The organism is Clostridium sulfidigenes, assembly GCF_000732635.1.
GTDB classification, from domain to species: Bacteria; Bacillota; Clostridia; order Clostridiales; family Clostridiaceae; genus Clostridium_J; species Clostridium_J sulfidigenes.
Genome location: NZ_JPMD01000008.1, coordinates 18,717 through 42,811, shown reverse-complemented (window position 1 = coordinate 42,811; position 24,095 = coordinate 18,717). Strand labels below are relative to the sequence as shown.

Annotated in this window: 21 protein-coding genes; 2 read left to right on the top strand and 19 right to left on the bottom strand. The window is 30.5% G+C overall.

The genetic code is table 11. The annotated features are described in order from the left end of the window. Positions 1–42 precede the first annotated feature (42 nt). Both IO99_RS04190 and IO99_RS04185 read right to left on the bottom strand, forming a co-directional pair. The gene (locus tag IO99_RS04190) at positions 43–1,266 is read right to left on the bottom strand and encodes an MFS transporter (RefSeq protein ID WP_035130695.1); all 1,224 of its coding nucleotides are present in this window, start codon (positions 1,264–1,266) and stop codon (positions 43–45) included. An 87-nt stretch (positions 1,267–1,353) separates the two neighbouring features. Further along, on the bottom strand, positions 1,354–2,568 hold the full coding sequence (locus IO99_RS04185) for an MFS transporter (protein ID WP_035130693.1): 1,215 nt from the start codon (positions 2,566–2,568) through the stop codon (positions 1,354–1,356). 160 nt (positions 2,569–2,728) lie between these two features. Between IO99_RS04185 and IO99_RS04180 the strand changes: the two genes are divergently transcribed. Beyond that, positions 2,729–3,412, top strand: coding sequence for a DNA alkylation repair protein (locus IO99_RS04180; RefSeq protein WP_035130725.1), 684 nt, complete (start codon positions 2,729–2,731; stop codon positions 3,410–3,412). 245 nt (positions 3,413–3,657) lie between these two features. Here IO99_RS04180 and IO99_RS04175 read toward each other — a convergent pair whose 3' ends face one another. After that, complete coding sequence (locus IO99_RS04175) at positions 3,658–4,620, bottom strand: GNAT family N-acetyltransferase (protein ID WP_035130691.1); 963 nt, start codon at positions 4,618–4,620, stop codon at positions 3,658–3,660. Beyond that, positions 4,617–4,844, bottom strand: coding sequence for a hypothetical protein (locus tag IO99_RS04170; RefSeq protein WP_035130689.1), 228 nt, complete (start codon positions 4,842–4,844; stop codon positions 4,617–4,619). Before IO99_RS04170 ends, IO99_RS04175 begins: the two co-directional genes overlap by 4 nt. Positions 4,845–5,363: 519 nt before the next feature. Here IO99_RS04170 and IO99_RS04165 point away from each other — a divergent pair. Further along, entirely contained in the window at positions 5,364–5,732 is a 369-nt protein-coding gene (locus IO99_RS04165) for a DUF6483 family protein (RefSeq protein WP_035130687.1), read from the top strand. A 139-nt stretch (positions 5,733–5,871) separates the two neighbouring features. Here the strand turns inward: IO99_RS04165 and IO99_RS04160 are convergent, their stop codons facing one another. The 15 genes from IO99_RS04160 to IO99_RS04090 form a co-directional block, all read right to left on the bottom strand. Then, positions 5,872–7,296 carry a serine hydrolase domain-containing protein gene (locus IO99_RS04160; protein ID WP_035130685.1) on the bottom strand — a complete coding sequence of 475 codons (1,425 nt, stop codon included), beginning with the start codon at positions 7,294–7,296 and terminating at the stop codon, positions 5,872–5,874. 494 nt (positions 7,297–7,790) lie between these two features. Then, positions 7,791–8,567, bottom strand: coding sequence for a pseudouridine synthase (locus IO99_RS04155; protein ID WP_035130683.1), 777 nt, complete (start codon positions 8,565–8,567; stop codon positions 7,791–7,793). A gap of 559 nt (positions 8,568–9,126) precedes the next feature. Beyond that, entirely contained in the window at positions 9,127–9,732 is a 606-nt protein-coding gene (locus IO99_RS04150) for a methyltransferase family protein (RefSeq protein WP_035130681.1), read from the bottom strand. 213 nt (positions 9,733–9,945) lie between these two features. Then, the gene (locus IO99_RS04145; protein WP_035130679.1) at positions 9,946–11,064 is read right to left on the bottom strand and encodes a PQQ-dependent sugar dehydrogenase; all 1,119 of its coding nucleotides are present in this window, start codon (positions 11,062–11,064) and stop codon (positions 9,946–9,948) included. 154 nt (positions 11,065–11,218) lie between these two features. Next, entirely contained in the window at positions 11,219–11,593 is a 375-nt protein-coding gene (locus tag IO99_RS04140; RefSeq protein WP_035130676.1) for a phage holin family protein, read from the bottom strand. A 106-nt stretch (positions 11,594–11,699) separates the two neighbouring features. Continuing rightward, entirely contained in the window at positions 11,700–12,635 is a 936-nt protein-coding gene (locus IO99_RS04135) for a DUF5692 family protein (protein ID WP_035130674.1), read from the bottom strand. Between the two features lie 302 nt (positions 12,636–12,937). Continuing rightward, the gene (locus tag IO99_RS04130; protein WP_278245222.1) at positions 12,938–13,429 is read right to left on the bottom strand and encodes a histidine phosphatase family protein; all 492 of its coding nucleotides are present in this window, start codon (positions 13,427–13,429) and stop codon (positions 12,938–12,940) included. Positions 13,430–13,551: 122 nt separating this feature from the next. Next, a complete protein-coding gene (locus tag IO99_RS04125; RefSeq protein WP_035130672.1) occupies positions 13,552–14,988 on the bottom strand; it encodes a carbon starvation CstA family protein in 1,437 nt (478 codons plus the stop codon). Positions 14,989–15,093: 105 nt separating this feature from the next. Next, positions 15,094–15,795 (bottom strand): LytR/AlgR family response regulator transcription factor, encoded by a 702-nt coding sequence (locus IO99_RS04120; protein ID WP_035130670.1) that lies wholly within the window; start codon positions 15,793–15,795, stop codon positions 15,094–15,096. Between the two features lie 4 nt (positions 15,796–15,799). Continuing rightward, a complete protein-coding gene (locus tag IO99_RS04115) occupies positions 15,800–17,473 on the bottom strand; it encodes a sensor histidine kinase (RefSeq protein ID WP_035130668.1) in 1,674 nt (557 codons plus the stop codon). Positions 17,474–17,686: 213 nt separating this feature from the next. Beyond that, entirely contained in the window at positions 17,687–19,201 is a 1,515-nt protein-coding gene (gene xylB, locus IO99_RS04110) for a xylulokinase (RefSeq protein ID WP_035130666.1), read from the bottom strand. A 25-nt stretch (positions 19,202–19,226) separates the two neighbouring features. Further along, positions 19,227–20,264 (bottom strand): NAD(P)-dependent alcohol dehydrogenase, encoded by a 1,038-nt coding sequence (locus IO99_RS04105; protein ID WP_035130664.1) that lies wholly within the window; start codon positions 20,262–20,264, stop codon positions 19,227–19,229. A gap of 67 nt (positions 20,265–20,331) precedes the next feature. Beyond that, positions 20,332–21,318, bottom strand: a complete 987-nt coding sequence (locus IO99_RS04100) for a sugar ABC transporter substrate-binding protein (RefSeq protein ID WP_035130662.1) — start codon at positions 21,316–21,318, stop codon at positions 20,332–20,334. A gap of 65 nt (positions 21,319–21,383) precedes the next feature. Next, entirely contained in the window at positions 21,384–22,409 is a 1,026-nt protein-coding gene (locus IO99_RS04095; RefSeq protein WP_198028555.1) for an ABC transporter permease, read from the bottom strand. A 4-nt stretch (positions 22,410–22,413) separates the two neighbouring features. After that, a complete protein-coding gene (locus tag IO99_RS04090) occupies positions 22,414–23,910 on the bottom strand; it encodes a sugar ABC transporter ATP-binding protein (protein ID WP_035130660.1) in 1,497 nt (498 codons plus the stop codon). Between the last annotated feature and the right edge of the window lie 185 nt (positions 23,911–24,095).

The following is a 24,095-nucleotide window of genomic DNA, read 5'->3' as shown; positions in this document are numbered from 1 at the left end:
TTTAATAACCAATAAAATATTTTATTAATATACTTAACTACTTTATGTTATATAAGCTTTTTTACATAATATTAAATCAATAACTGAAACTAAAATTGAAACTATTAATAAATTTAGAAATAATAATGACTTATTTAATCCATAAATATATGCAGAAACTATTGGTCCAAGTGCATATCCAAATGCTTCAAAGGCACCTACAACTCCAAATACAATTCCTTTTATATTATCATTATCACCAAATTCTGAAAGCAAACTTTGTAGCGCTGCATTTAAAAACGTAGCTCCCAGAAAGTATATTATAATTATTGAGGTAAATATAATTAATCCTCTTACAAAATATAACCCTAATAATGCTGCACTCATAATCATAAAAGAAATAAGTAATTGCTTTTTATTTCCTATCTTATCACTTATCCAACCAGCTATAGGTGCACCAAAACCAAATACAAATAAATACATTGATATTATTGCTGATGTATATCCAATTGATGCTCCTAATACCTGTTGACCATAAAAGGGAAAAACAGAGACTATGCAACCAAATATGAAATCTCCTAAAAATGCAATAGACCCTAATAATATAATTTTACATCCAAGTTTGTATTTTCTAATATCCTTAAAGATTACTTTAACTCTACTATTAACTTTAATACCTTTCTTTATAGGTTTATTTTTTTTTATTGTTCCACTAGATTTTTTTATTTTAAAAACTGCAAATACAACTGAAAAAAATATTCCGATTGACGTTATATAAAATACTATATTGTAGTTATTATATTTTGAAACAATAAATCCACCTACTGCTGCCCCAATTCCACCACCAAGTGTAAAAACTGCAGAGGCTAACCCTGTACATTCCCCCCTCTTTTCCTCATCTAGTGACCTAGATAATATTGAAAATGTGGCTGGAGCAGCCATTCCAAGTATTCCTCCTTGTACTATGTATATAGCGCTAGCTAATATTTGGGTATGCGAAATAGTATAGAAAAAAGGTACAAAAGTCATTACGCTTAATGATATTATTAACAATAACTTATCTCCTATTGCATCAGATACCATACCAAAAGGTATTTGCGCTAAAGCTTTACTTACTCCATACAATGACATTACTGTACCAATAACTACGGTACTAATTCCTATAGAATCAAAGAAAAGTGGTATTATGGGGATCATAAAACTATAGCTAATACCAAAAATAAATCTTAAATTACAAAACTGTCTCAGTTCTTTTTTATGAAATAAAACATTATTTTTAATATTCATAAATAACTCCTATAATATTTTACTAATATTATAGGCTATTATAAATATAGTATACCCCTTAAATGATTTTTATCTCTTAGCTTAAGGCTATATGTTAGCTTTTTTATATAGAAATAAATAAATAACTGAAACTAAAATTGAAACTGCTAATAATCCCATAAACAACCATGACTTATTTAACTGATATATATATGCTGAAACTATGGGACCAAGGGAGTATCCTAATGATTCAGATGCTCCAACAATGCCAAATACAATACCTTTTATCTTTAGGTTATCACCAAATTCTGAAAGCGAACTTTGTAATGCTGCATTTAGGAACGTAGCACCTAAGAAATACATAATTATTATCTCAGTAAAAATAATTATATCTCTTGTAAAAGTTAATCCTAGCAATGTGATATTCATAACGTTGAAAGAAAGAAATAACTGTCTTCTATTTCCTATTTTATCACTTACCCACCCAGCAATAGGTGCTCCTAATCCAAAAACAAGTAAATAAATTGATATTATTGCAGAAGTATATACAGTTGATGTACCTAAAATATCTTGTCCATAAAAGTGAAAAAGAGCTACAATACATCCATATATAAAATCACCTAAAAATGCAATAGTTCCTAATACTATAATTTTATATTTAAGATTATATCTTTTTATTTCTTCACCTATTACTTTGATTCTACTGCTATTTTTATTTGTATTAAATCTAACTTTACCCTGTGTTAAATTAATTTTACCTATTTGTAAGCCAACGTATATAAATGTAATTAGTATCCCAATTGATGATATATAAAATACCATATTATAATTTCCTAGTTTTGCTACAATACATCCACTGATAGCTGCACCAATTCCACCACCAAGTGTAAAAACTGCAGAGGCTAGTCCTGTACTTTCTCCTCTTTTCCTTATATCTAAGGATCTTGACAATATAGAAAAAGTTGCAGGGGCAGCCATACCAAGTATTGCTCCTTGTATTACATATATACAACTAGCTAATAGATGATTATTAGTTAAAGTATAAGCAAAAGGAACAAAAGTCATTAAAATCAATGCTAGCATTAGCGTTAATTTATCTCCTATTGTATCAGATACAATTCCAAAAGGCATTTGAGTTAATGTTTTACTTATTCCATATAAAGACATTACAGTCCCAATGGTTAGAGTAGTGATTCCTATAGAGTCAAAGAAAAGTGGTATGGTTGGAATCATGAGACTATAACTAATCCCAAAAATGAATCTATAAATACAAAAGTTATGTAATTCCTTTTTTCTAAAAAAAACACTATTTCCAATATTCATATTTATCTCCTATAACATAGTATTAATAAAATAACCCTTTATAAAATCAGTATTCATTATAATTTATTCCGTAAATTAAATATTATTATTCAAATCCAGTTAAATTATGAAATCTCTATGATAAAATATAATTAGGAAACTAAGGAGAATAAAAATGGAAATAAATAATGTAATAAAAGAAAAACTTTCTATATTAGCAGAGCCTAAATATCAAAAATTTTCTAGTGGCTTATTACCTGGTATTCACAACATCCTAGGTGTTCGTTTACCTGAGCTTCGAAAAATTGCTAAAAAACTTGCAAAAGGTGACTGGCAGTGCTATTTACAAAATGCATCTGATGACAGTTTCGAGGAAATTATGCTTCAAGGGATGACCATTGGTTATGTAAAATCTGAGCTTTCTGATATTTTGCCATACATCACAACCTTTGTTAATAAAATTGATAATTGGTCAGTATGCGATAGCTTTTGTAGTGGACTAAAACTTCCTAAACAATATCCAAAGGAAATGTGGGAATACTTGATGCCCTATCTTTCAGATACTGGTGAATATCATATGCGTTTTGGAGTAGTCATGCTTCTTTTCTATTATATAGATGATAATCATATTGATGAAATATTAAAACTATTTGATGGCATTAAACATCCGGGTTATTACGTTAAAATGTCAGTAGCTTGGGCTATATCTATCTGTTATATCAAATTCCCAGAGAAAACAATGGAATTTCTTAAAAATAATACTTTGGATGATATGACTTATAACAAAGCTTTACAAAAAGTTATCGAATCATTACAAATAGATAAGGATACTAAAAGCCTAATGAGAAATATGAAACGAAAATAAACAGAGTTCTTTGCTTCAGAGGGAGTTTTTACTCCCTCTGAAGCTTTAGAAATCGTTATCCAGGGACGTAGCAGCTCTTTACTCCCACTTTGAAGAAGATGGGAGCATTAGAGCTGGTAGTCATTGGATAAATCAAAAAAGTGACCTGTAGCAGTTTATAAACTGTTAGAGATCACTTTTAAACAATTCTTTCTTGGTGTTAAGAGTTTATATAATGCATGCCTCAGATTCTGTACATCACAAATTTATCTATCATTTATATCTTTATTAATTGGTCTTCTCATAGATAATAGCATTGGTGTAAAATGCTTTTTCCAAAACTTATTACCATATAGATTTGCTGTTTCAAAATCAACATGAATATATGGTACATTAAAATCCTTGCAATAATCATTGACGATTTTCAATAGCTCAATACCTATTTTTTTATTTCTATATTCTAATTTTATATAAGCACCAATTTCGTCGATTAAACCACAATTTTTTATAGACATATCTATAAAGTTATTGTTATCAGCAATACTTAAATTAATAAATCCCACCGGAATATCTTCGTGCCATGCAATAAACACATTTCTTTTTAATATTATTTCTTCAATCTCTTCTTTAGTAAACCTGTCTCTCTTAAGAAATAATGGTGCAGACGCATAATATTCATTGGATTCTTCTACAAGCTCATATAAAACATTAGCATTTTCCATGGTAGCTTTTCTAATATCACAAATAGATTTTTCACCAGACTCAATATTACAATCATTAAATGCATCTATCAAATATGACCCATATCCTAAATCAAACAATATGTTTTTTAAATTTATATCATTAAAAAATATTGTCCACATATGATTAAAAATATTTTTATTAATCCATTCCTGTGATATACTTTTATATAATTTTAAATATACACTTTCTTTGTATTCTTCAATAGCAGAATGTCCTATTGCTGGACAAAACACTGTATTCTCTCCATTGAAAGGAAATTCATCATATGCCAAGAATCCAACTACCATGTTGTCTAACTTTGCTACAACTGCACTTTGATTTTTAATTCTTTCAGCAAGAAATTTTTCTAATAATTCTGTATCTTGTTTCCAATGTAATGGGAATTCACTATTATCACAATATAGTTCAAATTGTCTAACCCATATCTTTTTCGCCTCATTTATATCTGAGTCTTCCATATTGGTTACTTCTATCTCTCTAATCATTTTTTTATCTCCTTTTCTATTTTGGTATTGTTTATATCATTTTGAAACTTCCTTCTGTAATCATCTATATGCTGTCCAGCTTTTTCATTTTTTCTCTTTCTCATCTCTCTTGCTACGATACTTTTATTAAGATTATTTGCCATTGCGGCCTCTGAGAAAGAGTACCCTTCCTCTACCATGTCTAATGCTCTTTTAAGTTCCGCATTTGTATATTTTCTAATCATTTATAACCTCCACATTATTTTTTTCTTAAAAATGGGCATAAAGATACCGTAGACAATCAACCCTTTGTACTTGGCTACTATCTACGGCTACAAAAAACACGACCTTCCTGTCGCGTTACTTATCCTTTATAGTCAGTATTATGAAAGGTTAACTACTCTCGCAAAAATGCAACACAAATAATAGACTATGTCTAAGGTTACATTTAAGCCCATTTTAAGTTTTATACTAAAATCACCTTTTTACTTGTATTCATTAAAAACATCTCCTTTCATAAAATATTATTAGTAAATAACTGTTCACCTTGATAATTATACTTTTTTATGAATATTTTGTCAATTGCAAAATGACAACTAAAGATCCAATCAAACATAAATACTTACATTTTGCTTGTGATATAATAAATATATACAAAAATAAAGTAACATCTGTTAATATAAATTATTAGAGTTACTGTATAAAATTTAAGAATATAAAATTCCTTTAACAATACTAATTTAAAATAAGGAGTGGCTTTATAAATGTATGAAAATGACTATATAATGAAAATGATAAAAACAGCCTTACAAGCAGTAGCTTCTATATTTAAAGGAAAAAATGCTATAGAAAATAGTATTGATGAAAACAGTGATGATATTACTATTGCAGAAGACCAGCTACTGGAAATAATGATTAGAAAATATATAATTGAAGGGGAAATCAATAAAGCTGAAAATATGCTGTTTGAAGCTATCGATTCTCATAAATCTCCTAAAAACTTAGAACTAGCACTATTTTTTTATGAAGAAATTAGTAAATGGACTGAAGATAAACTCATCAGTTGTAATTTCTCAAAAATAGAAATATTAGAAGGATTAAATGCTATAAAAAAAATATATAAAAGGAGTTAATAATCAAAACTTCTAAATAAGATTTACAAAATCAGAGAATATACCTAAATTTTTGGACATACATACCCTCTCATCAAACAAAATGAGAGTAGATAAATTTGTGTTTACACAAACTTATCTACTCTCCCTTTTTATCTATTTAACTTAATTCATCTATTATTTTCTTAGCTTCTTTATTGTTAGGATTCAACTCAAAAGATTTCTTATAACTAGCTAAAGCTTGCTTCTTATTACCTTTACATAAGTACATTTCTCCTAAACTATCATAAAGGTTAGCTGATCCTGGAAATATTTTAATTGATAAATTGAGCACATCTATTGCCTCTTTAATTCTTTTTCTCTCCAACAAGTTATAAGCAATAGCGTTAAATTCATCCTCATACACAAGATACTTTTCAATGGAATTTTCCTTTATTTTATTATATTCCTGTAGCGCTATTTCAGAATTATTGTTAAACATTGTTCTTACTATATGACTAGCAAGTGATCTTTTTATATAGTCAACTTCTTCCCCTAAGAGTATATCTAAAATACTCTCGCATAAAACTTTAGTTCCAATATAATCTGAATTAATCATAACAACAACTGCAATACCTCTCTCTGGCAATATTATTAAATTGCTTCTAAATCCTGTATCCATACCACTGTGAGATCTAACTTTATTTCCTTTATATTCTCCCAAAAACCATGCCAATCCAATTTCTAAAGTATAACCACCCCAACCTGTTAAGGCATATTTTCTCCAAAGTTCTAAATAGCTATGGGTTTCTAATATTTTATTTCCTTTAAATTTTCCTTCATTTATATTAGCAATAGCATAGTTGCACATTTCAACTACATTAGAACACAACGTAGAGCTTGGACCATGTGCACGATTATAGGGAAAAACTTCACTAACCGTAGCACCATAGCCATTCTTTGTATCTAAGATATGAGGACTTGTAAGTAGCTCCTTTGAAACTAAAGGTTTTAAAAAATTGCTTTCTTTCATTTGTACAACATTGAGAATATTTTCTTTCATATATTTCTCAAAAGACATACCTGAAACTTTTTCAATAACATTTCCCAAAATCTCATAAGCAATATTGCTATATGCAAATTTTTCTCCTGGCTCCCACATAAGTTCTCTTCCACTAATGCTTCTAACGTACCTTTCTAAAGCTTCTTCATCATATTGAGGTTTATCCCATTCATAATCATCTTCATCTGGCATACCTGATATATGAGTTAATAATTGCCTTATAGTTATTTTTTTATATCTATCATCTTTAAGCTTAAAGTAAGGTAAATACTCTATTAAATATTTATCTAAGTAAATTTTACCTTGCTGAACCAATTGCATTATTCCTGTAGCAACAAAAGTCTTTGATACTGATGCCATGTGAAAAAGGGATTTCTCATCAATAGGTTCTTTTGTATCTACATTTTTTACTCCAAAACCTTTTGTATAAATAACTTCATTATTGTATACTACACCTACTGATAATCCAGGAACAAATTCCCCATTAACATATTCATTTATTATTCTATCTAAATCTTTTATTATTCCTTCTTTAATATCCATACTGATCTCTCCTTTTAAGTGTTATTATATTGTTTAATGCCTATACCAAACTCAAAGCTCCTCCAAAAACCTAGAATTCTACTTATTAAGTTTTTTAATAAAACAAAAAAGACTGTAGAATTGATACCCTTCTTACAGTCCAAAATAAACATTATTTTACATTACAAAATACCCCTAAGAGTATAGGTTCTTATAAATATCTTATGTAAAATTAAGACTTAATTCTGGTTCTACAAAATGACTACCTCTACTTACTAAGTTTCAAAAGAAGCATACTAAAAAACCTAATTGAATAGGCACTTAAAATCTTCCTTTCATATAATTTTCAATTTAGAAAATTAATTAGCAAGCAGTTATTACCATCACATTGTACCTCCTTAATTTTACTAATACAATTATATACAATAAAGTATAATAAATCAACAATTATTTATATATCCCTGTTATTCCATAAAGTATAATGAATTTATATCTATCTCCAAAAATTATAATTTTTATATTAACTTTTGAACTTCCTCTTCTGTTAGCATTCGATAGTGGCCTTTTTCAAGGGTTTCATCTAAGGTTAACTCCCCAATAGAAATCCGCTTTAAATATACCACATAACAACCAACTGACTTTAACATACGCTTAACTTGATGTTTACGTCCCTCAGAAATTGTAAGATATCCACAGACAATAGGTTGATTATAATGTTTTGATTCTATATTATAGAACTTTCCAATATCAGTTTCCTTTTCTAACTCTTCATATTTCCCATATTTTATCACTTCGATTTTGGCAGGCTTTGTTAATGCTTCACCTTCTCCAATGGAAATTCCATTCTCTAATCTCTTCCTATCTTCCTCATCTAATGAACCCAATGCCCAAAAGAAATATTTCTTTTCAACATGCCTTTCTGGGCACATTAATTGATGATCAAAATCACCATCGTTAGTAAAAAGCAATAATCCTTCTGTATCTTTATCTAATCTGCCAACATGAAATATTCCATTTATATTATCCTCATGAAAAAAATCAAAGACTGTTATATTATCAGCATCCTTTCTTGCAGTAATACACCCTGCAGGTTTATGAAACATATAATACACCTTTTCTCTATAAGCAACTACTTTATCAAGATACTCAATAATATCAGTATTCTCCTTAATTTCTATTGCAGGTTCTGTTATCACTTCCCCATTTACTTTAACCTTACCTTCCTTAATATAATCCCTACTCTTTTTGCGTGTCTCGATGAATGATACAGCTAAAAATTTATCTAATCTCATGTTTATCCTCTTCTTTTCATATGTAAAATAATTTTAATTCTCTTTTCATAAGTAATTAATAACTATTTTAATATATAACAGTTTAGTCTATGAGTAAAGCTGTTCATTCCTTTCTTATTATTTTGCCACTCCTAAATATTCTTCTTTTGTAAGTAAATAATATAGTTCTCCATTATAGAAATCAAACTCTTCAGAAGCAATCTAGTGTTCCAATTTAAAAATTTATTGGCATAAACTCACCCCTTACAAAAAATAAAAAGGTTGTAATGAAATTAGATTTCATTTACAACCTTATTAAATTATATTACCTTACAAGGTTTAGAATTAGTTTTTTCATACAATTGTCCTCCTATAAATATATTAAGTATATTTTACATTATTATACTTATGTTGTAAGTAAGCTTGTACATTTAAGCTATATAATTCACATTGAATATGCATGACTATTATTTTGTATTTTCTTAGTTATTATATATAAAAGAGACTAGATTTCTCTAATCTCCATATAGCTAACTGATAATATTGACCTTATTTCTGTTATAAAACATCATTATACTTCTCAAAATAAAAGATATCTTGGTGTCTTATTTACATACTCATTATATTCCTTTTTAAATACTTCTTCCATATGATTTTCTTCTTGAAGTATTTGTAGATGTATACCAACTACAACTAATAAACCTACAATTACGATAATAAGATTTGCATAGGTAATTGCAGCTCCAATAAACATCAAGTCCATTCCAACAAAGGCTGGATTCCTACTGAATCTATAAAGTCCTGAAGTTATAAGTGATGTTCTTGTTGATTTATCTATACCAGCTCTCCAAGAAGTTTTCATGAAAACCATAGCCAATATAAAGAGTGAAACTCCTATTAATGTAATAACCACTCCAATAATGCTTACTGTAAAGCCTTTCCCAAGTCCAACAAACCACTTTTCTGTAAATGATGGAAATAAAGCACTAATAGTCCAAATCCCTATCCCTGCAAAAGTCATTGCTTTTAGAAACCTTTCAATAATAAGACTTTCTTTACTTTTAGTACCTTTACCAAAAACATTAGCTTTAATGTTGTTTTTCTTTGATAATATTATTAGTTTACCCATATATGAAATACCAAATATACATAGTAATGTAAATGAAACTATCTCTATTAACCCCATAATTATTCCCACCTTTAAAATTACTTTCTACTAATATCATTTATATGAATACTTATTCATATGTTCATATAAATATTGTATTCTCACCTCTAATTCATGTCAATAGACTTTAGCAAAAATTTCTTATATAAAGGAAAACACACTGTACAGCAATAGGCAAAAATATATATCATATTATGAAAGTAAGAGTTATTATTATTGTAAATCTTATGTTCATTTTTGCTGGCTGCTCCTAATTGGAATAATCCGAATAATTCTATCATCACCTATATTAGGATTACCTCTTCCATCTCTATTACTTGTTGTTAGGTAAATCGCTCCATCCTTCCCCTGAATAATCTCACGTAAGCGCCCATATCTATTCTTCAACCATGAATCTACGCTATTTACTTTCGTTCCTTTTCCATTCAATGAAATAGTAAGTAGTTGTTCGCCACGTAAAGTAGCAACTAGTAATTTCCCTTGCAACGGTCCTTGTTCTACAAAGGCTATACCAGAAGGCGCCCACGTTTCTTCTTCACTGTGTATTAATGGCTTTTGCACTATAACTTCCTTAGAGTCTTCATTTCCTTGAACCAGAGGCCATCCATAATTAGCTCCTGGCTGTATAATATTTATTTCATCATGAGTGGTCTGCCCATGCTCAGAGGCATACAATATATTTCTTGAATTCCAGGCTAAACCCTGAGGATTTCTATGACCTAAGCTATAAACAGGTGAATTTACATTTGGATTATCTTCAGGAATACTACCGTCTAATTCTATTCTCAGTATTTTCCCTGCTGTGCTTGTGATATTTTGTGCCAATGCAGAATTACCTGCATCCCCCGTTGTAATATACAATTTTCCATCCGGCCCTATCTTTATCCTACCTCCATTATGAATCCGCCCACCAGGAATTTTATCAATAAGCACTCTGTCAATAGATGCCTTGTTATTATTTTCAATCAATCTCACAACACGATTGTGAAGTTGATTACCTTCTGCATATGAATGCATAACATATATATAATGGTTTTGAGAATAATTTGGATCTAATACAATTCCCATCAATCCCCCTTCCCCTTGGCTTACAAAGGGTGCACTAAATCTAATCAGTGGTTGTGGCAGAAGTTTACCACCTTCAATGATTCTAACTGCTCCAGACCGCTCTGTAAAATATAATTTACCTTCATTGCTTATATCTATGGCCCAAGGTACATATAAATTTTCAGCAATAACCTCAACTTCATAGGGAAGTTCCCTTGAAATACCTACCTTTACTTTCACTCTAGATGGGTTATCTCCACGTAATATCATATTAGATAAAACATTGTAAATCTTTCTTTTCATGCTACTATCCTCCAAACTTAAATAAATCATATATCATTGCACGCTTTATTTATATTATTAAGTATTTATGTTAATGTTCCATTTTTACATAAATAAAAAGAACCCTATTTCTAGAGTTCTTCCTTTAATAATTTCAACATGATGTATTTAAAAATTACATTGCTCTTGATGGAAATATAGCATCTATTACACCAATTACTAAAGCTGCTAATATTGCACCTAGAAGAGATACCCTCATATTTGGCACTAAAAATTGTGCTACATATATTATTACAGCTGCAATAATAAAGCCTTTTATTCCTTTTCCAAAAGGTGATGCATCAACTCCCATGAATGCTTCTACGAAATAGTCTAATGCAGTTATTACAACTGCTGCAATTAGATATGACCATAATCCATAAATACTAAATCCTGGAGTTAAAAATGATGTTATACCTAAAATAATTGCAACTAATATCAATCTTCCTGCCCATCTTAAAATACTATTTCCACTAGAACCTTCTTTTCTTACCTCATTATTATCTGGCATAAGAATTCCTCCTTTAATAGAAATTTTAATTTCTTAAAGGTATTATGCCCATAAATTCCAAAAATATAATCTCCTATATACATATGAAATTATTATACTTTTTATATTATCTATTTTCTTCAACTACCTTCTTATAGGCTTTTGTTTCTACAAAAATTTCGTCTTTTAGTGGATTAAGTTTATTTTTATAAATCTTATTAAACTGATAAATTACTAATGCTACATTTGCTATTAAAGATAATAAACTTAAAATAAAAAACGCTTTTGGATTATGTGTAGTAGCTACAGGTGCTATACGATCTGCAAAGGAAGGTACTGTCATAACAAACATAATCCATAGGGCAAGTGTCTGTGCACGATGCTGTAACCATGCTCCTTTTTTGATAAAGAAAGCAGGTATGGTGCAAGAAAGTAACAGTGCCAAACCACAATAAAATGAATGGTCTGCTATACAATTATATGTATAGGCAAAATTCCACAAATCATATGCTATAATCCAAGGCCATATCATATCAGGCCATATCATATCCTTTGTTTTATCTTTAGAAATAAAAATACCAACCCATCCGCAAATGGCAATAATGTTTAGTAATCCAGCTATACCATTCATGATATTCCATGATCCTGACATTACCCAAAGATTGTCTACATATGCTCCGTTCCATGCACCATATGTAAAGCATTGAAAATCACGAATAGCTGCTTCGAGAATATTAATTGCCAAAATAAGTGGTGGAAAGCATAATACCCACTTCTTTTTAGCAAGTGATGGAATATAGCGAATAGCCATAAATCCAAGGCACCCTGCCAGTGCTGAGTAAGTTTTTACCCAGTTAAACCAAGTACCTGTTCCATATTCATTTCCTGGAGCTGCAGTTGTTGGCCAAACAAAAATAGTTAAACCTATAGGAACAATTAAAAAAAGTATAATTCCGCCCCATTTTGTTGAACGACCAAGCTCATTAAAAGCCATTAAGGCAAAAAGAATAAAAAGCCAAATAGCCCAACCTGTAAAATTCGTTGACTCATAAAAAAAGCCCATAATATTTCCCCCTAAAAATAACATTTGACATAATTCTATTATGTCTCTTTATAACAAGCAAAGATATGTATATATTTAAAGTTTAAATATATTTATCTGTTATCTTAGTAATTATATTACATATTGACTCTTTGGTCAAATATTTACAAAGCCCCCAAACCCCCATGAACAGCACAACTATTTAAATAGTTTTATATTTAAATAGTTCCCTATATAACTATTTTCCTATTTAAATATTTTCCTATTTAAATATTTATATAGCTATATAGTTTTATATATCCAATTTCTCTATAGATCTAGGCTTATATTTCACTATAATAATGTAAATGCTCAACACTATTACTCATAACTATTTTCCATTTTCCTTCTATATTCTCAATTTTGTGCATTCCAGTAGTTGATGTTTTAGATAGTTTAGGTGACTTATTTGTCCACTTTATATTATCTAATATATAGTATAAAACATTTATTACTCCCCCATGAGTAAGAATCATTACATCATCTTCTTCCATTTCCGTTGAAATATTGTTGCAAAGTTCCAGAAAAGCACTTTGTATTCTATTGTAAAACTCACTAGGACTTTCCCCATTTGGATATCTATCACTCATCTCTAGTGTATTAAAAAAGAGTCCAGGATATTTTATTAATGCATCCTTGTTATCCATTCCTGCCAGAACTCCATTATTTATTTCTCTCCAATCACTACAATACTTCACTGGTATATTTAATTTACTTTCAATCTCCTTAGCTGTTTCAACAGCTCGTCTTAAATCACTGCTTATAATTTTATTAATGCTGTACTTTTCTTTCTTATAAAAATATATAAAAAAGTACCTATAAGCTAAACACTTTTTGTGTATCTAGCCTATAAGTACTTTTATTCCATTAGTATTTTTATAATGAACTTTATAGAATTTTAAATTTTACCTTTTGCTTTTGTTTCTACTTTTTTTGCTGCTATTAAGAAAATTACCATTGCTACAATTGCACTTACAATTCCTATTGGATATGAAATACTTTGAGAAAGCTTAAAGCCTTCTGGTGCAATTAAAATGTAAGATGTACATACTGCTGTCATAAATGTTGCTGGGATAGTAGCAATCCAGTGCTTTTTACCTTTAGTAACTAAGTACATGCCTGATGTCCATAATACTATTGTAGCTAAAGCTTGATTAGACCATCCAAAATATCTCCATACTATTCCAAAATCCATCTTAGTTAATATGAAACCTATCACAAACAAAGGAATACTAATTATAAATCTATTTTTAATAGGACCTTGGTCAAATTTAAATATATCAGCTATAGTTAATCTTGCACTTCTGAAAGCTGTATCCCCAGAAGTTATAGGACATGCTACAACTCCAAGTATAGCTAGTAATCCACCAACTTTTCCAAGTAGGCTTCCACAAATTTCATTTACTACCCAAGCTGATGTATGACCTTCTATTGCCATAGTAGCATTTAATTCAGCTACTCCACCAAAGAAGCTCATTGCTGCAGCTGCCCAAATTAATGCAACTACACCTTCTGCTATCATTGAACCATAGAATATTTTTCTACCCTGTTTTTCACTAGTTATACATCTTGCCATTAAAGGTGATTGTGTCGCATGGAACCCTGAAATAGCTCCACAGGCAATAGTTATAAATAGCATTGGAAATATTGGGTTTTTATCTGGGTTTGAATGCATATTAACCAAATTAGCTGGTATTACTTCTGGTATATCAAATCCACCAAAAATTAATGCACCTCCAACTCCAATGGCCATAACTAATAAACAAACTCCAAAAATAGGATATATCTTTCCAATAAGCTTGTCTATAGGAACTATTGTTGCAATAATGTAATACGCAAATATAAGGTATATTAATAATGTAATGTTTAATCCTGTTAATCCTTTTAATATACTTGCTGGTCCAGTTACAAATACAACTCCTACAAGAACTAAAAGTATTACTGAGAATACTCTCATAAAGTTTTTGAAGCCTTTTCCAAGGTATTGACCTACAACTTCAGGAATACTTGTCCCATCATGCCTTACTGAAAGCATACCAGAAAAATAATCGTGAACTCCACCTGCAAATATACATCCAAATACAATCCACAAAAATGCTGATGGACCCCACATTGCACCTGCAATTGCACCAAAAATAGGTCCCAAACCTGCTATGTTAAGAAATTGAATTAAGAAAATTTTGTATGCAGGCATTTTTACAAAGTCTACACCATCCTCTAGCCTTACAGCAGGAGTTTGAATTTTTTCATCTGCTCCAAAAGCCTTTTCCACAATTGCACCATAAATAAAATAACCTATAATAAGAGCAATAATCGCTAAAATAAATGATACCATTTGGACCCCTCCTAATTAATTATTTGTTAACAAAATTATAATATGTTTTTTAGGGGTTTATACGGTTTCATACATGAAAAAACAAAAAAAGCACATCAAGTGCTTTTATATGCCCATTATATGCTTAAACTCACCTATATTATTTCTACTTACGGGTATATCAACTTTCTCACCTTGTAATTTTAACATAAAGGTGTTGTTAAACCACGGAACTATCTCTGTAATTTTATCAGTATTAATAATATATGATCTATGACTTCTATAAAAGAGTTCTTTGGGAAGTTTTTTATAAAATTCTGAAATACTACAGTTTACATTATATTGTACTCCATTAATATAAATTAAAGTTTCTCGTTCCTTTGCTTCACAATAGGAAATATCTATTATATTTTTTACAATCATCTTATTATCTTTCCAAAGGGTTATTTTATTATTTATACTCTTTTTATCTGAAAGTTTATCAATTTTCTTTAATGTACTAACTATTCGTTCTTCTGAATAAGGCTTTAATATGTAGTCATAAGCTTGAATTTCAAAGGCATCTACAGCATAATCTTTATGGGCAGTAATAAAAATTACAAGGGATTGCTTTGGAAAATGATTAATAATTTTACATAATGCAATGCCATCTAGTTTTGGCATATTAATATCTAGGAAAATAATATCTGGTTTATTTTCTTCAATATATTCTAAAGCCTTAATAGAATCATCAAACTCATTCACTATTTTTATATTACTGAAATTGTTTATAAAATATTTTAGTTCTTCTCTTGAAGGAGATTCATCATCAACAATAATACAATTCATACCATCACTCCCTTATTTTACTTACATTGAAACTAATTCTAGTACCGCTTTTCAATGTTTCTATCTTTAATCCTTCACCATAAATATATTTTAATCTATTATGAACATTTGATATGCCTATTTTATTTTCTTCCATTTTATCTTCATAGACTTTTTCTATAATATCTTCTGAAATTCCAATTCCATCATCTTCAATTGTTATCATAATGTTGTCCTTGGAAACTTTTTGAACTTCAATTGTCACTGTGCCTTCACCTTTACCTTTTAAAATACCATGTTTTATGGAATTTTCAACTATTGGCTGAATTATAAGACTTGGAATCTTAACATCTAAATCATCTTCAATATTATAAACTACATGAAGTTTCTCTCCAAATCTTGCTTTTTCTATTTCTACATATGCTTTAACCTGCTCTAGTTCCTTATAAATATCTACATGATTTTCGCCTATATCTAAATTATACCTTAAGTAGGTAGATAAATTAATAATTAACTCTCTTGCTTTATTAGGATTAAATCTAATAAAGGAAATTATTGTATTTAGTGCGTTAAATAGAAAATGAGGATTTATTTGGGATTGCAACGCCTTTATTTCAGCCTTATTTGCCATATTTTTCAGTTCTCCAAGCTTACTTATTTCTAGCTGGGTAGAAATAATTTGGGATAAGCCTACAGCTAAATTTATATTTCTAAAGGAAATGGCATTATCAGTGCAATAATATATTTTTAATGTACCTATTACTTCATCTCCTTCTTTTAAAGGAGCAATAATTGCAGATTTTAAACTACAATTCAAATTAGGACACTCTATCTGATTTGCATTTGTTAGAGAAAGTAAATTTCCTCCTTTAATAACCTTTTTTGTAGCCTCTGTTATAATCTTTTGACCCTTTATGTGGTGGTCAGCTCCTACTCCTACGTGAGCTAATATATTTTCTTTATTTGTTATAGATACTGCATCTGCATTAATTGATTCCCTTATTATTCCGCATATCTGCTCTAAGGAATTTTCATTCATTTCTCTAAAATACGGTAAGGTTTTATTTGCAATCTCCAAAGCGATTTGTGCTTGTTTTGCTGCAATTTCTTCCTTTTCTTTAAGTATTTTTTGAATTATCAATATTAGAATTGCAATTCCAATAGCATTAGCAAAACTCATAGGAAAATATATGCTCTTTACAATGGTTAAGGCATTGCTAAAGGGATGTGCCATTGTAAGTATTAGAATCATTTCTAAAATTTCAATTAAAAGTCCTCCAAATAACCCATAAAACCACTTGTTATTTTCATTTGATTTACTATATATTAAACCTGCAACTATTCCCGAAATTATAGTAGTTATTGTGCATGGTATTGATGTAATACCTCCAATATCTACAAGCAATCTATGAACTCCAGCTATAATACCTGCCATTGTCCCTACAAAAGGTCCGCATAGTATTCCCCCAGTCATTACACCAATAATTCTTGTATTAGCAATGGCTCCATTAACCTCTGTTCCTGTGTAGGTTCCCAAAATTCCAAAGGCTCCAAAAATTATTGAAAGCACAATTAGATCTTTCTTTTTAAATTTATCCTTTTGTACTATTTTCTTAAAACTCCCTAGTCTTGAAACAAAGAAAGCAATAAGGATTATATACCCTAAATTATTCGTAAGATTTCTCAGTAATTCAACCATTAAAATTAACTCCATTTCACTAAATGCATATTTTAAAAACATATATCGAATATTTTATCAGTTGTTTTTATATCTAAATAAGTGTCTATAAATATTATATATAAAATTCTAAAATATATAAACAAAGTTATTAATACTTGGGGTGTTAAATAAGAATGAGCACCCCTAAGAGTGCTCATCCTTAACTTAATAAATTATAATATAATTAACCTATTATAATAATTCAAAAGTTCCTTTTAAATCATCATATATCTTCTTATAAATCTCATAATATCTTTTATATACTAGGGAATTTTCTTCTTTTGGAAATTGTACACTATTTTCAGAAATTGCTATGCTACAAGCTTCATCTATATCCTTATATACGCCAGTTCCAACTCCTGCTAGTAATGCTACCCCTAAGGCTGGCCCTTCTGAAGACTTATTTGTAGATACTTTGCAGTTAAACATATCTGCTAATATTTGACGCCATAGTTCACTTTTTCCGCCTCCACCTGACACCATCACATTAGTAGGATTCATTCCTGTGTCTTTAATGATTTCCATGCAATCTAAAAGTGAATAGGATACTCCTTCAATTACAGCTCTTAGCATTTCATTTTTTGTATGAGCAGCTGAAAGTCCAAAGAATACACCCTTTGCCTTAGGATTTAAATGCGGTGTGCGCTCTCCCATGAGATATGGAAGATATATTACTCCCCTTGAACCTGCAGGCACTTTTTCTGCTTCTTTAGTCATAAGTACATATGGATCAATTCCCATACCTTTTGCTACTTCAATTTCATTAGTACAAAAATTATCCCTAAACCATTTTAAAGAAAGTCCTGCACCTTGGGTTACTCCCATCATATGCCATGCACCTGGCACTGCATGACAAAAGGTGTGTACTCTTCCTTTCTCATCAATTATAGGTTCATCTAAATGTGCAAATACTACTCCTGAAGTACCTATAGTGGAAGATATTTGTCCACTTTTTATAATGCCATTTCCTATTGCACCAGCTGCCTGATCTCCTGCTCCCCCAACTACTGGTGTATTCTCTTTAAGACCAGTAACCTCCGCTGCTTTTTTATGAACTTTTCCACTGACTACAATTGATTCATGTACATCTCCTAAATACTCTATAGGAATATCTAAAGCATTAAGGACTTCCTTAGACCAGCACCTATTTTTAATATCTAAAAGCTGCATTCCTGAAGCATCAGATACCTCTGTAGCAAATTCACCTGTAAGCATATATCTAATATAATCCTTAGGTAATAATATTTTCCTACATTTTTCATATATTTCAGGCTCATTATTTCTAACCCAAAGTATTTTAGATGCTGTAAATCCTGTTAGAGCAGGATTTGCTGTAATATCTATTAATCTTTTTTCTCCAACTTTTTCTGTAATCTCAACACATTCCTTAGCTGTACGTTGATCACACCATATAATAGATTTTCTTAATACATTTCCATTTCCATCTAACATAACTAAACCGTGCATTTGTCCAGATAAGCCAATACCACTGATGGATTCCGGATTTATATTACTATCTTTTATAACCTGATTAATTGTTATACATACTGCATTCCACCAATCTTGTGGGTCTTGTTCTGCCCAACCAATCTCTGGCTGATATAATGGATATTCTGCTGTAGAAGAGGAAATCGGATTTCCTCCCCTATCAAATAGCACTGTTTTAGTACCTGAGGTTCCAATATCTATGCCTAATAAGTACTTCATCTTCTAGCCACTCCAATCAAAATTATTAAAGCTTAATAACTGCCTTTACTACATCATTCTTATTTTCTATAACATAGTCAAAGGCTTCCTTTGTGTCACTAAAATCAAATTCATGGGTAACTATTCCATTAACATCAATTTTCCCATCAGAAATTGCTCCTATAGCTGCTGGATATATGTTTCTATATCTAAATACACTTTTTATTTCAACCTCTTTAGTCATAATTTGCATGAAATCAAACTCAATTATATCCTTCGGTGCAAGTCCTACTAATACAATAGCTCCACCTCTTTTTACTAAGTAAGGTGTCTGCTTTATTGTATGCTCAGATCCTGCTGTTTCAATAACCACATTTGCACCAGCATTGTTTGTAATCTCATTTATTACAGCTAGTACATCTTGATTTTTAGCATTTATAACTTTAGTTGCACCTAATTTTAGGGCATAGTCTAATCTCTTATCTATAACATCTACAACAATAACATTTGTAGCACCATATGCCTTACAAGCTAATAAAGTTACTAGACCTATACAGCCTGCACCTAAAACTACAACTGTATCCCCTAATTTCACACTTCCTTGTGATACAGCATGTAATCCTACTGCTAAAGGCTCAACTAGAGCACCCTCCTTAGTTGATACATTGTCTGGTAGTTTAAAACACATATTTTCTGGATATGTTATATAGTTCATTAACGAACCATGATATGGTGGTGTTGCTAGGAACTCAACCTCTGGGCATAGATTATATTTACCACTTTTACAAAATTCACATTGACCACAAGTTTGACCTGGTTCTAAAGCAACTCTATCTCCAACTTTTAAATTCTTAACTCCAGGGCCTACTTGAACTATTTCTCCGGCACATTCATGACCTAAAATAAAATCTCCATCTACTATGAAGTCTCCTATTCTACCATGCTCATAATAATGTACATCTGAACCACATATTCCTACATATTCTAATTTTATAAGTACTTCTTTATCCTTTGGAGCTGAAACCTCAATATCTCTTGTTTCCATATTATGAGTTCCACACATATATACTGCCTTGTTTATCATCTTTATTCCTCCTAAATTAAGTTCAATTATAGACCTTGCACAAAACTGTACAAGGTCTATCTTTTTATTAGTCTATATTACCTGCTTTTTTATGAATTTCTATAAACTCATCAGCATTATCCTTTGTTATTAATGGACAATCTACCATTATAGTATCACGCTCTACTTTACCAGTCATAACATCATATGTTAACTTAACAGCTTTTTCTGCAAGCTCGTAAGCACTTTGAAGAGTAGTTGATGTCATTTCACCATTTTTTATAGCTAAACAAGCTTCTGCTGTTCCATCAACACCATATGATAATATATTTGTCTTTCCTGCTGCTTTAGCTGCTTCAAGAGCTCCTACACACATGTTATCATTCATAGATATTATTGCATCAATTTCTCCATGAGTTTGAATCCAGTCTTCCATTAATCTCATCGCTTCATCTTTATTCCAATTTGCAATTTGCTCATCTAAGATTTTAACGTCTGGTCTCTTTGCAAAGAATTCTTTTTCCCATCCTTCACGTCTCTTATCAGAGTGCATATTACCTGCTGGTCCCATAAGAACTACAACTTTTCCATTTTGAGGAACTTGCTCTAAAGCAAGTTTTGCATTTTTAGCAGCTTGATCAACTGGGTCTGCATCTACTGCAGCTGCTCTATCATTATCATTAATACGGTTGTTTACTGTAATAACCTTAACCCCTTTATCCATAGCTGCCATAGCTGGTGCTACTTGTGCTTCAGAATCAAATGGTTGAAGAAGAATTGCATCATATTTCTTTGTAACCGCATTCTCAATGTGAGATGCTATAACTTCATTCTTGCTATCTCCATCAAATATATCTACCTGTACATCCTTATAGTTTGCAGCTACTTCATCCTTTACTGCATTTGCAAGCCAAGCAGCAAAAGAATCTCCTTGTGCTCTTGCAATATATGCAACTTTATAAGTCTTTTCACCTTCTGCAGCTGGTTCCTCCTTTGAAGTATTAGTACATCCCACAGTAAGTGATAATGCTAGTAACGATGACATGGCTAAAGCTAATATTTTCTTTGTTTTCATATCATTTTCTCCCCCTAATTATATTATTTTTATTATATTTTGATTTTTACTTAACTTGATTTAGTCTAAACAGAACTTCCTTTACTTTCCACTAGTGTTTTGTCTTTAGTTTTATCAGTAATACTACCTAGTTTTTTGCTTTCTCTTTTGTTCTTAGATTTTATATCGTAAATTACTGCAAATGCAATAATTACTCCCTTTACTACTTGTTGCATATAAGATTGTATTCCTACTAGGTTCATTATATTGTTTAAGAATCCCATAATGAACGCTCCTGCAAGGGTTCCACCTGCACTTCCAATTCCACCAGTGAAGCTTGTTCCACCAATTATTGCAGCGGTCATTCCTTCAAATTCTGCTCCTATACCAGCATTAGGAAGCCCAGCATTAACACGAGACATAAATAACACACCTGCGATTCCAACAAATATACCATTTATAAGATAAGCCTTCATCTTAGTTTTATTTACATCTATTCCAGAAGCTCTTGAAGCCTCTTCACTACCACCTACAGCATAAACACATCTACCTAGCTTTGTATGTTTTAAGATGTACCAAGTTAAAAGAGTAATTCCAGTCATGAATATTACAGGAATAGGAATAAATCCTATAGAGTTTTGTCCTAGTACAATAAAGTCTCCTATTTGATAAATATTTTGACCATTAGTAAATAATAAGGCTGCACCTCTTGCTACAGTTTGCATAGCTAATGTGGCAATAAATGGAGGTGCTTTAAACTTAGTTACCATTATCCCATTGATAAAGTTACAAATAACACCTACAAGTACTCCAACTAGCACTGCTATTTCCAAAGAACCTGTAGCCTTAAAGGCTGCAACAGAAAGCAGACCTGATAAAGCCAGAACTGAACCTGCTGATAAATCTATAAGTCCACATATAATTAAAATTGTTTCACCAAAAGCAATAATAGTGGTTATTGATATTTGTCTTGATATATTTGTTAAGTTTTCTCCTGATAAAAATACAGGACTGATTAAAGAACATGCCATAAACATAGCAAGTAATACAACGTAAATACTATATTTACTTGAGGTTTTTGACCATTTATGTCTAATATCTATCATCTTCATCCTTCTATTCCCCCCTTGTAGCTAACTTCATAATAGCTTCTTGTGTAGCCTTTTCTCTATCTATTTCTCCAGTAATTTTTCCAGATGCCATAACATAGATTCTATCGCACATACCTATGAGCTCTGGTAATTCGGAACTTATTATTATTACTGCTCTATTTTCTTTTGCAAGTTCTGTAATAAGTTTATATATTTCGTACTTTGCTCCTACATCGATTCCCCTTGTTGGCTCATCAAGTATAAGAACATCTGGATTTCTAAGCATCCACTTTGCAAATATTACCTTCTGTTGATTTCCTCCGCTTAGAGAATCAATAGAGGTTTCTAAATTAGGACATTTTACCTTCATTCTTTCACATATATTTGATACACTACTAATCTCTTTTTTACTATGTAGATGACCCTTATAAAAGAATTTCTCTAAATTAGATATGGATACATTTTCAGTTATACTTCTAATTCCTACTATTCCATATCTCTTACGATCTTCTGATAGCATAACTATTCCATTGTTAATACTATCTTTTACATTTTTTATTTTTACTTCCTTACCCTTAACTTTAATCTCACCTGATAGGTATGGGTCTAGTCCAAATATTGTTCTAGCCACTTCACTTCTACCTGCTCCCATAAGACCTGCAAAACCTACAATTTCTCCTCTTTTCACATTGAAATTAATATCCTCAAAGTGTTTTCCATCAGTTAGTTCTTTAACCTCTAACATGGTTTCTCCGATTTTAATATCTTCCTTAGGATATGCATTGGTAATTTTACGGCCTACCATAAGAGAAATAACCTTGTCTATATCTAACTCACTAGCTGGCTTAGTATCAATAACAACACCATCTCTTATAACTGTTATCTCATCAGCTATTTTAAAGATTTCTTCCATCTTATGAGATATGTATATTATACTTACACCCTTACTTTTTAATTCAGCAATCTTATCAAAGAGAATTCCTACCTCTTTTCTAGTAATTGCAGATGTAGGTTCATCCATGATAATAACCTGTGAATTATAAGACATAGCCTTTAGTATCTCTAGCATTTGTATATCTGATACTGTAAGATCTTTAAATTGTGTTGTTGGCGAATAGGGTAAATTTTCTTGTTTTAAAAGTTCTTCTGTATCTTTTCTAATCTTCTTCCAATTAATTTTCCCTAATTTATTTACAGGCTCTCTTCCTAAAAATATACTTTCTTCAATAGTAATCTCAGGTATATAATTTAGCTCTTGAAATATCATAGATATACCATGCTTACGAGCTTCAATAGGATTCTGTATCTTAACTTCTTTTCCATCTATATGAATACTTCCACCATCAGGCTGATATATACCATTTATTATCTTCATAAGTGTAGACTTACCAGCTCCATTTTCTCCACAAAGTACATGAACCGTTCCCTTTTTAACAGAAAAACTTACATTAGCTAAGGCAGTTACTCCTGGGAAAAATTTCTGTATACCTTTTAATTCTAGCTTTGGTATATTGCTCTCCACCTTTATCCCTCCTTGTAAACTTTTAATTTCATTCTATGGCATAATTATAATAAAAAAATTATTAACCTATAATGGAAAATAACCTTAGTTTTGTGTAAATTATTCTCGCCTAATTTTTCACAAAGTTCTTTGTGTAATATATTAATATTTTTGTGTAATATATTAATGTATTTGTGCAACACAAT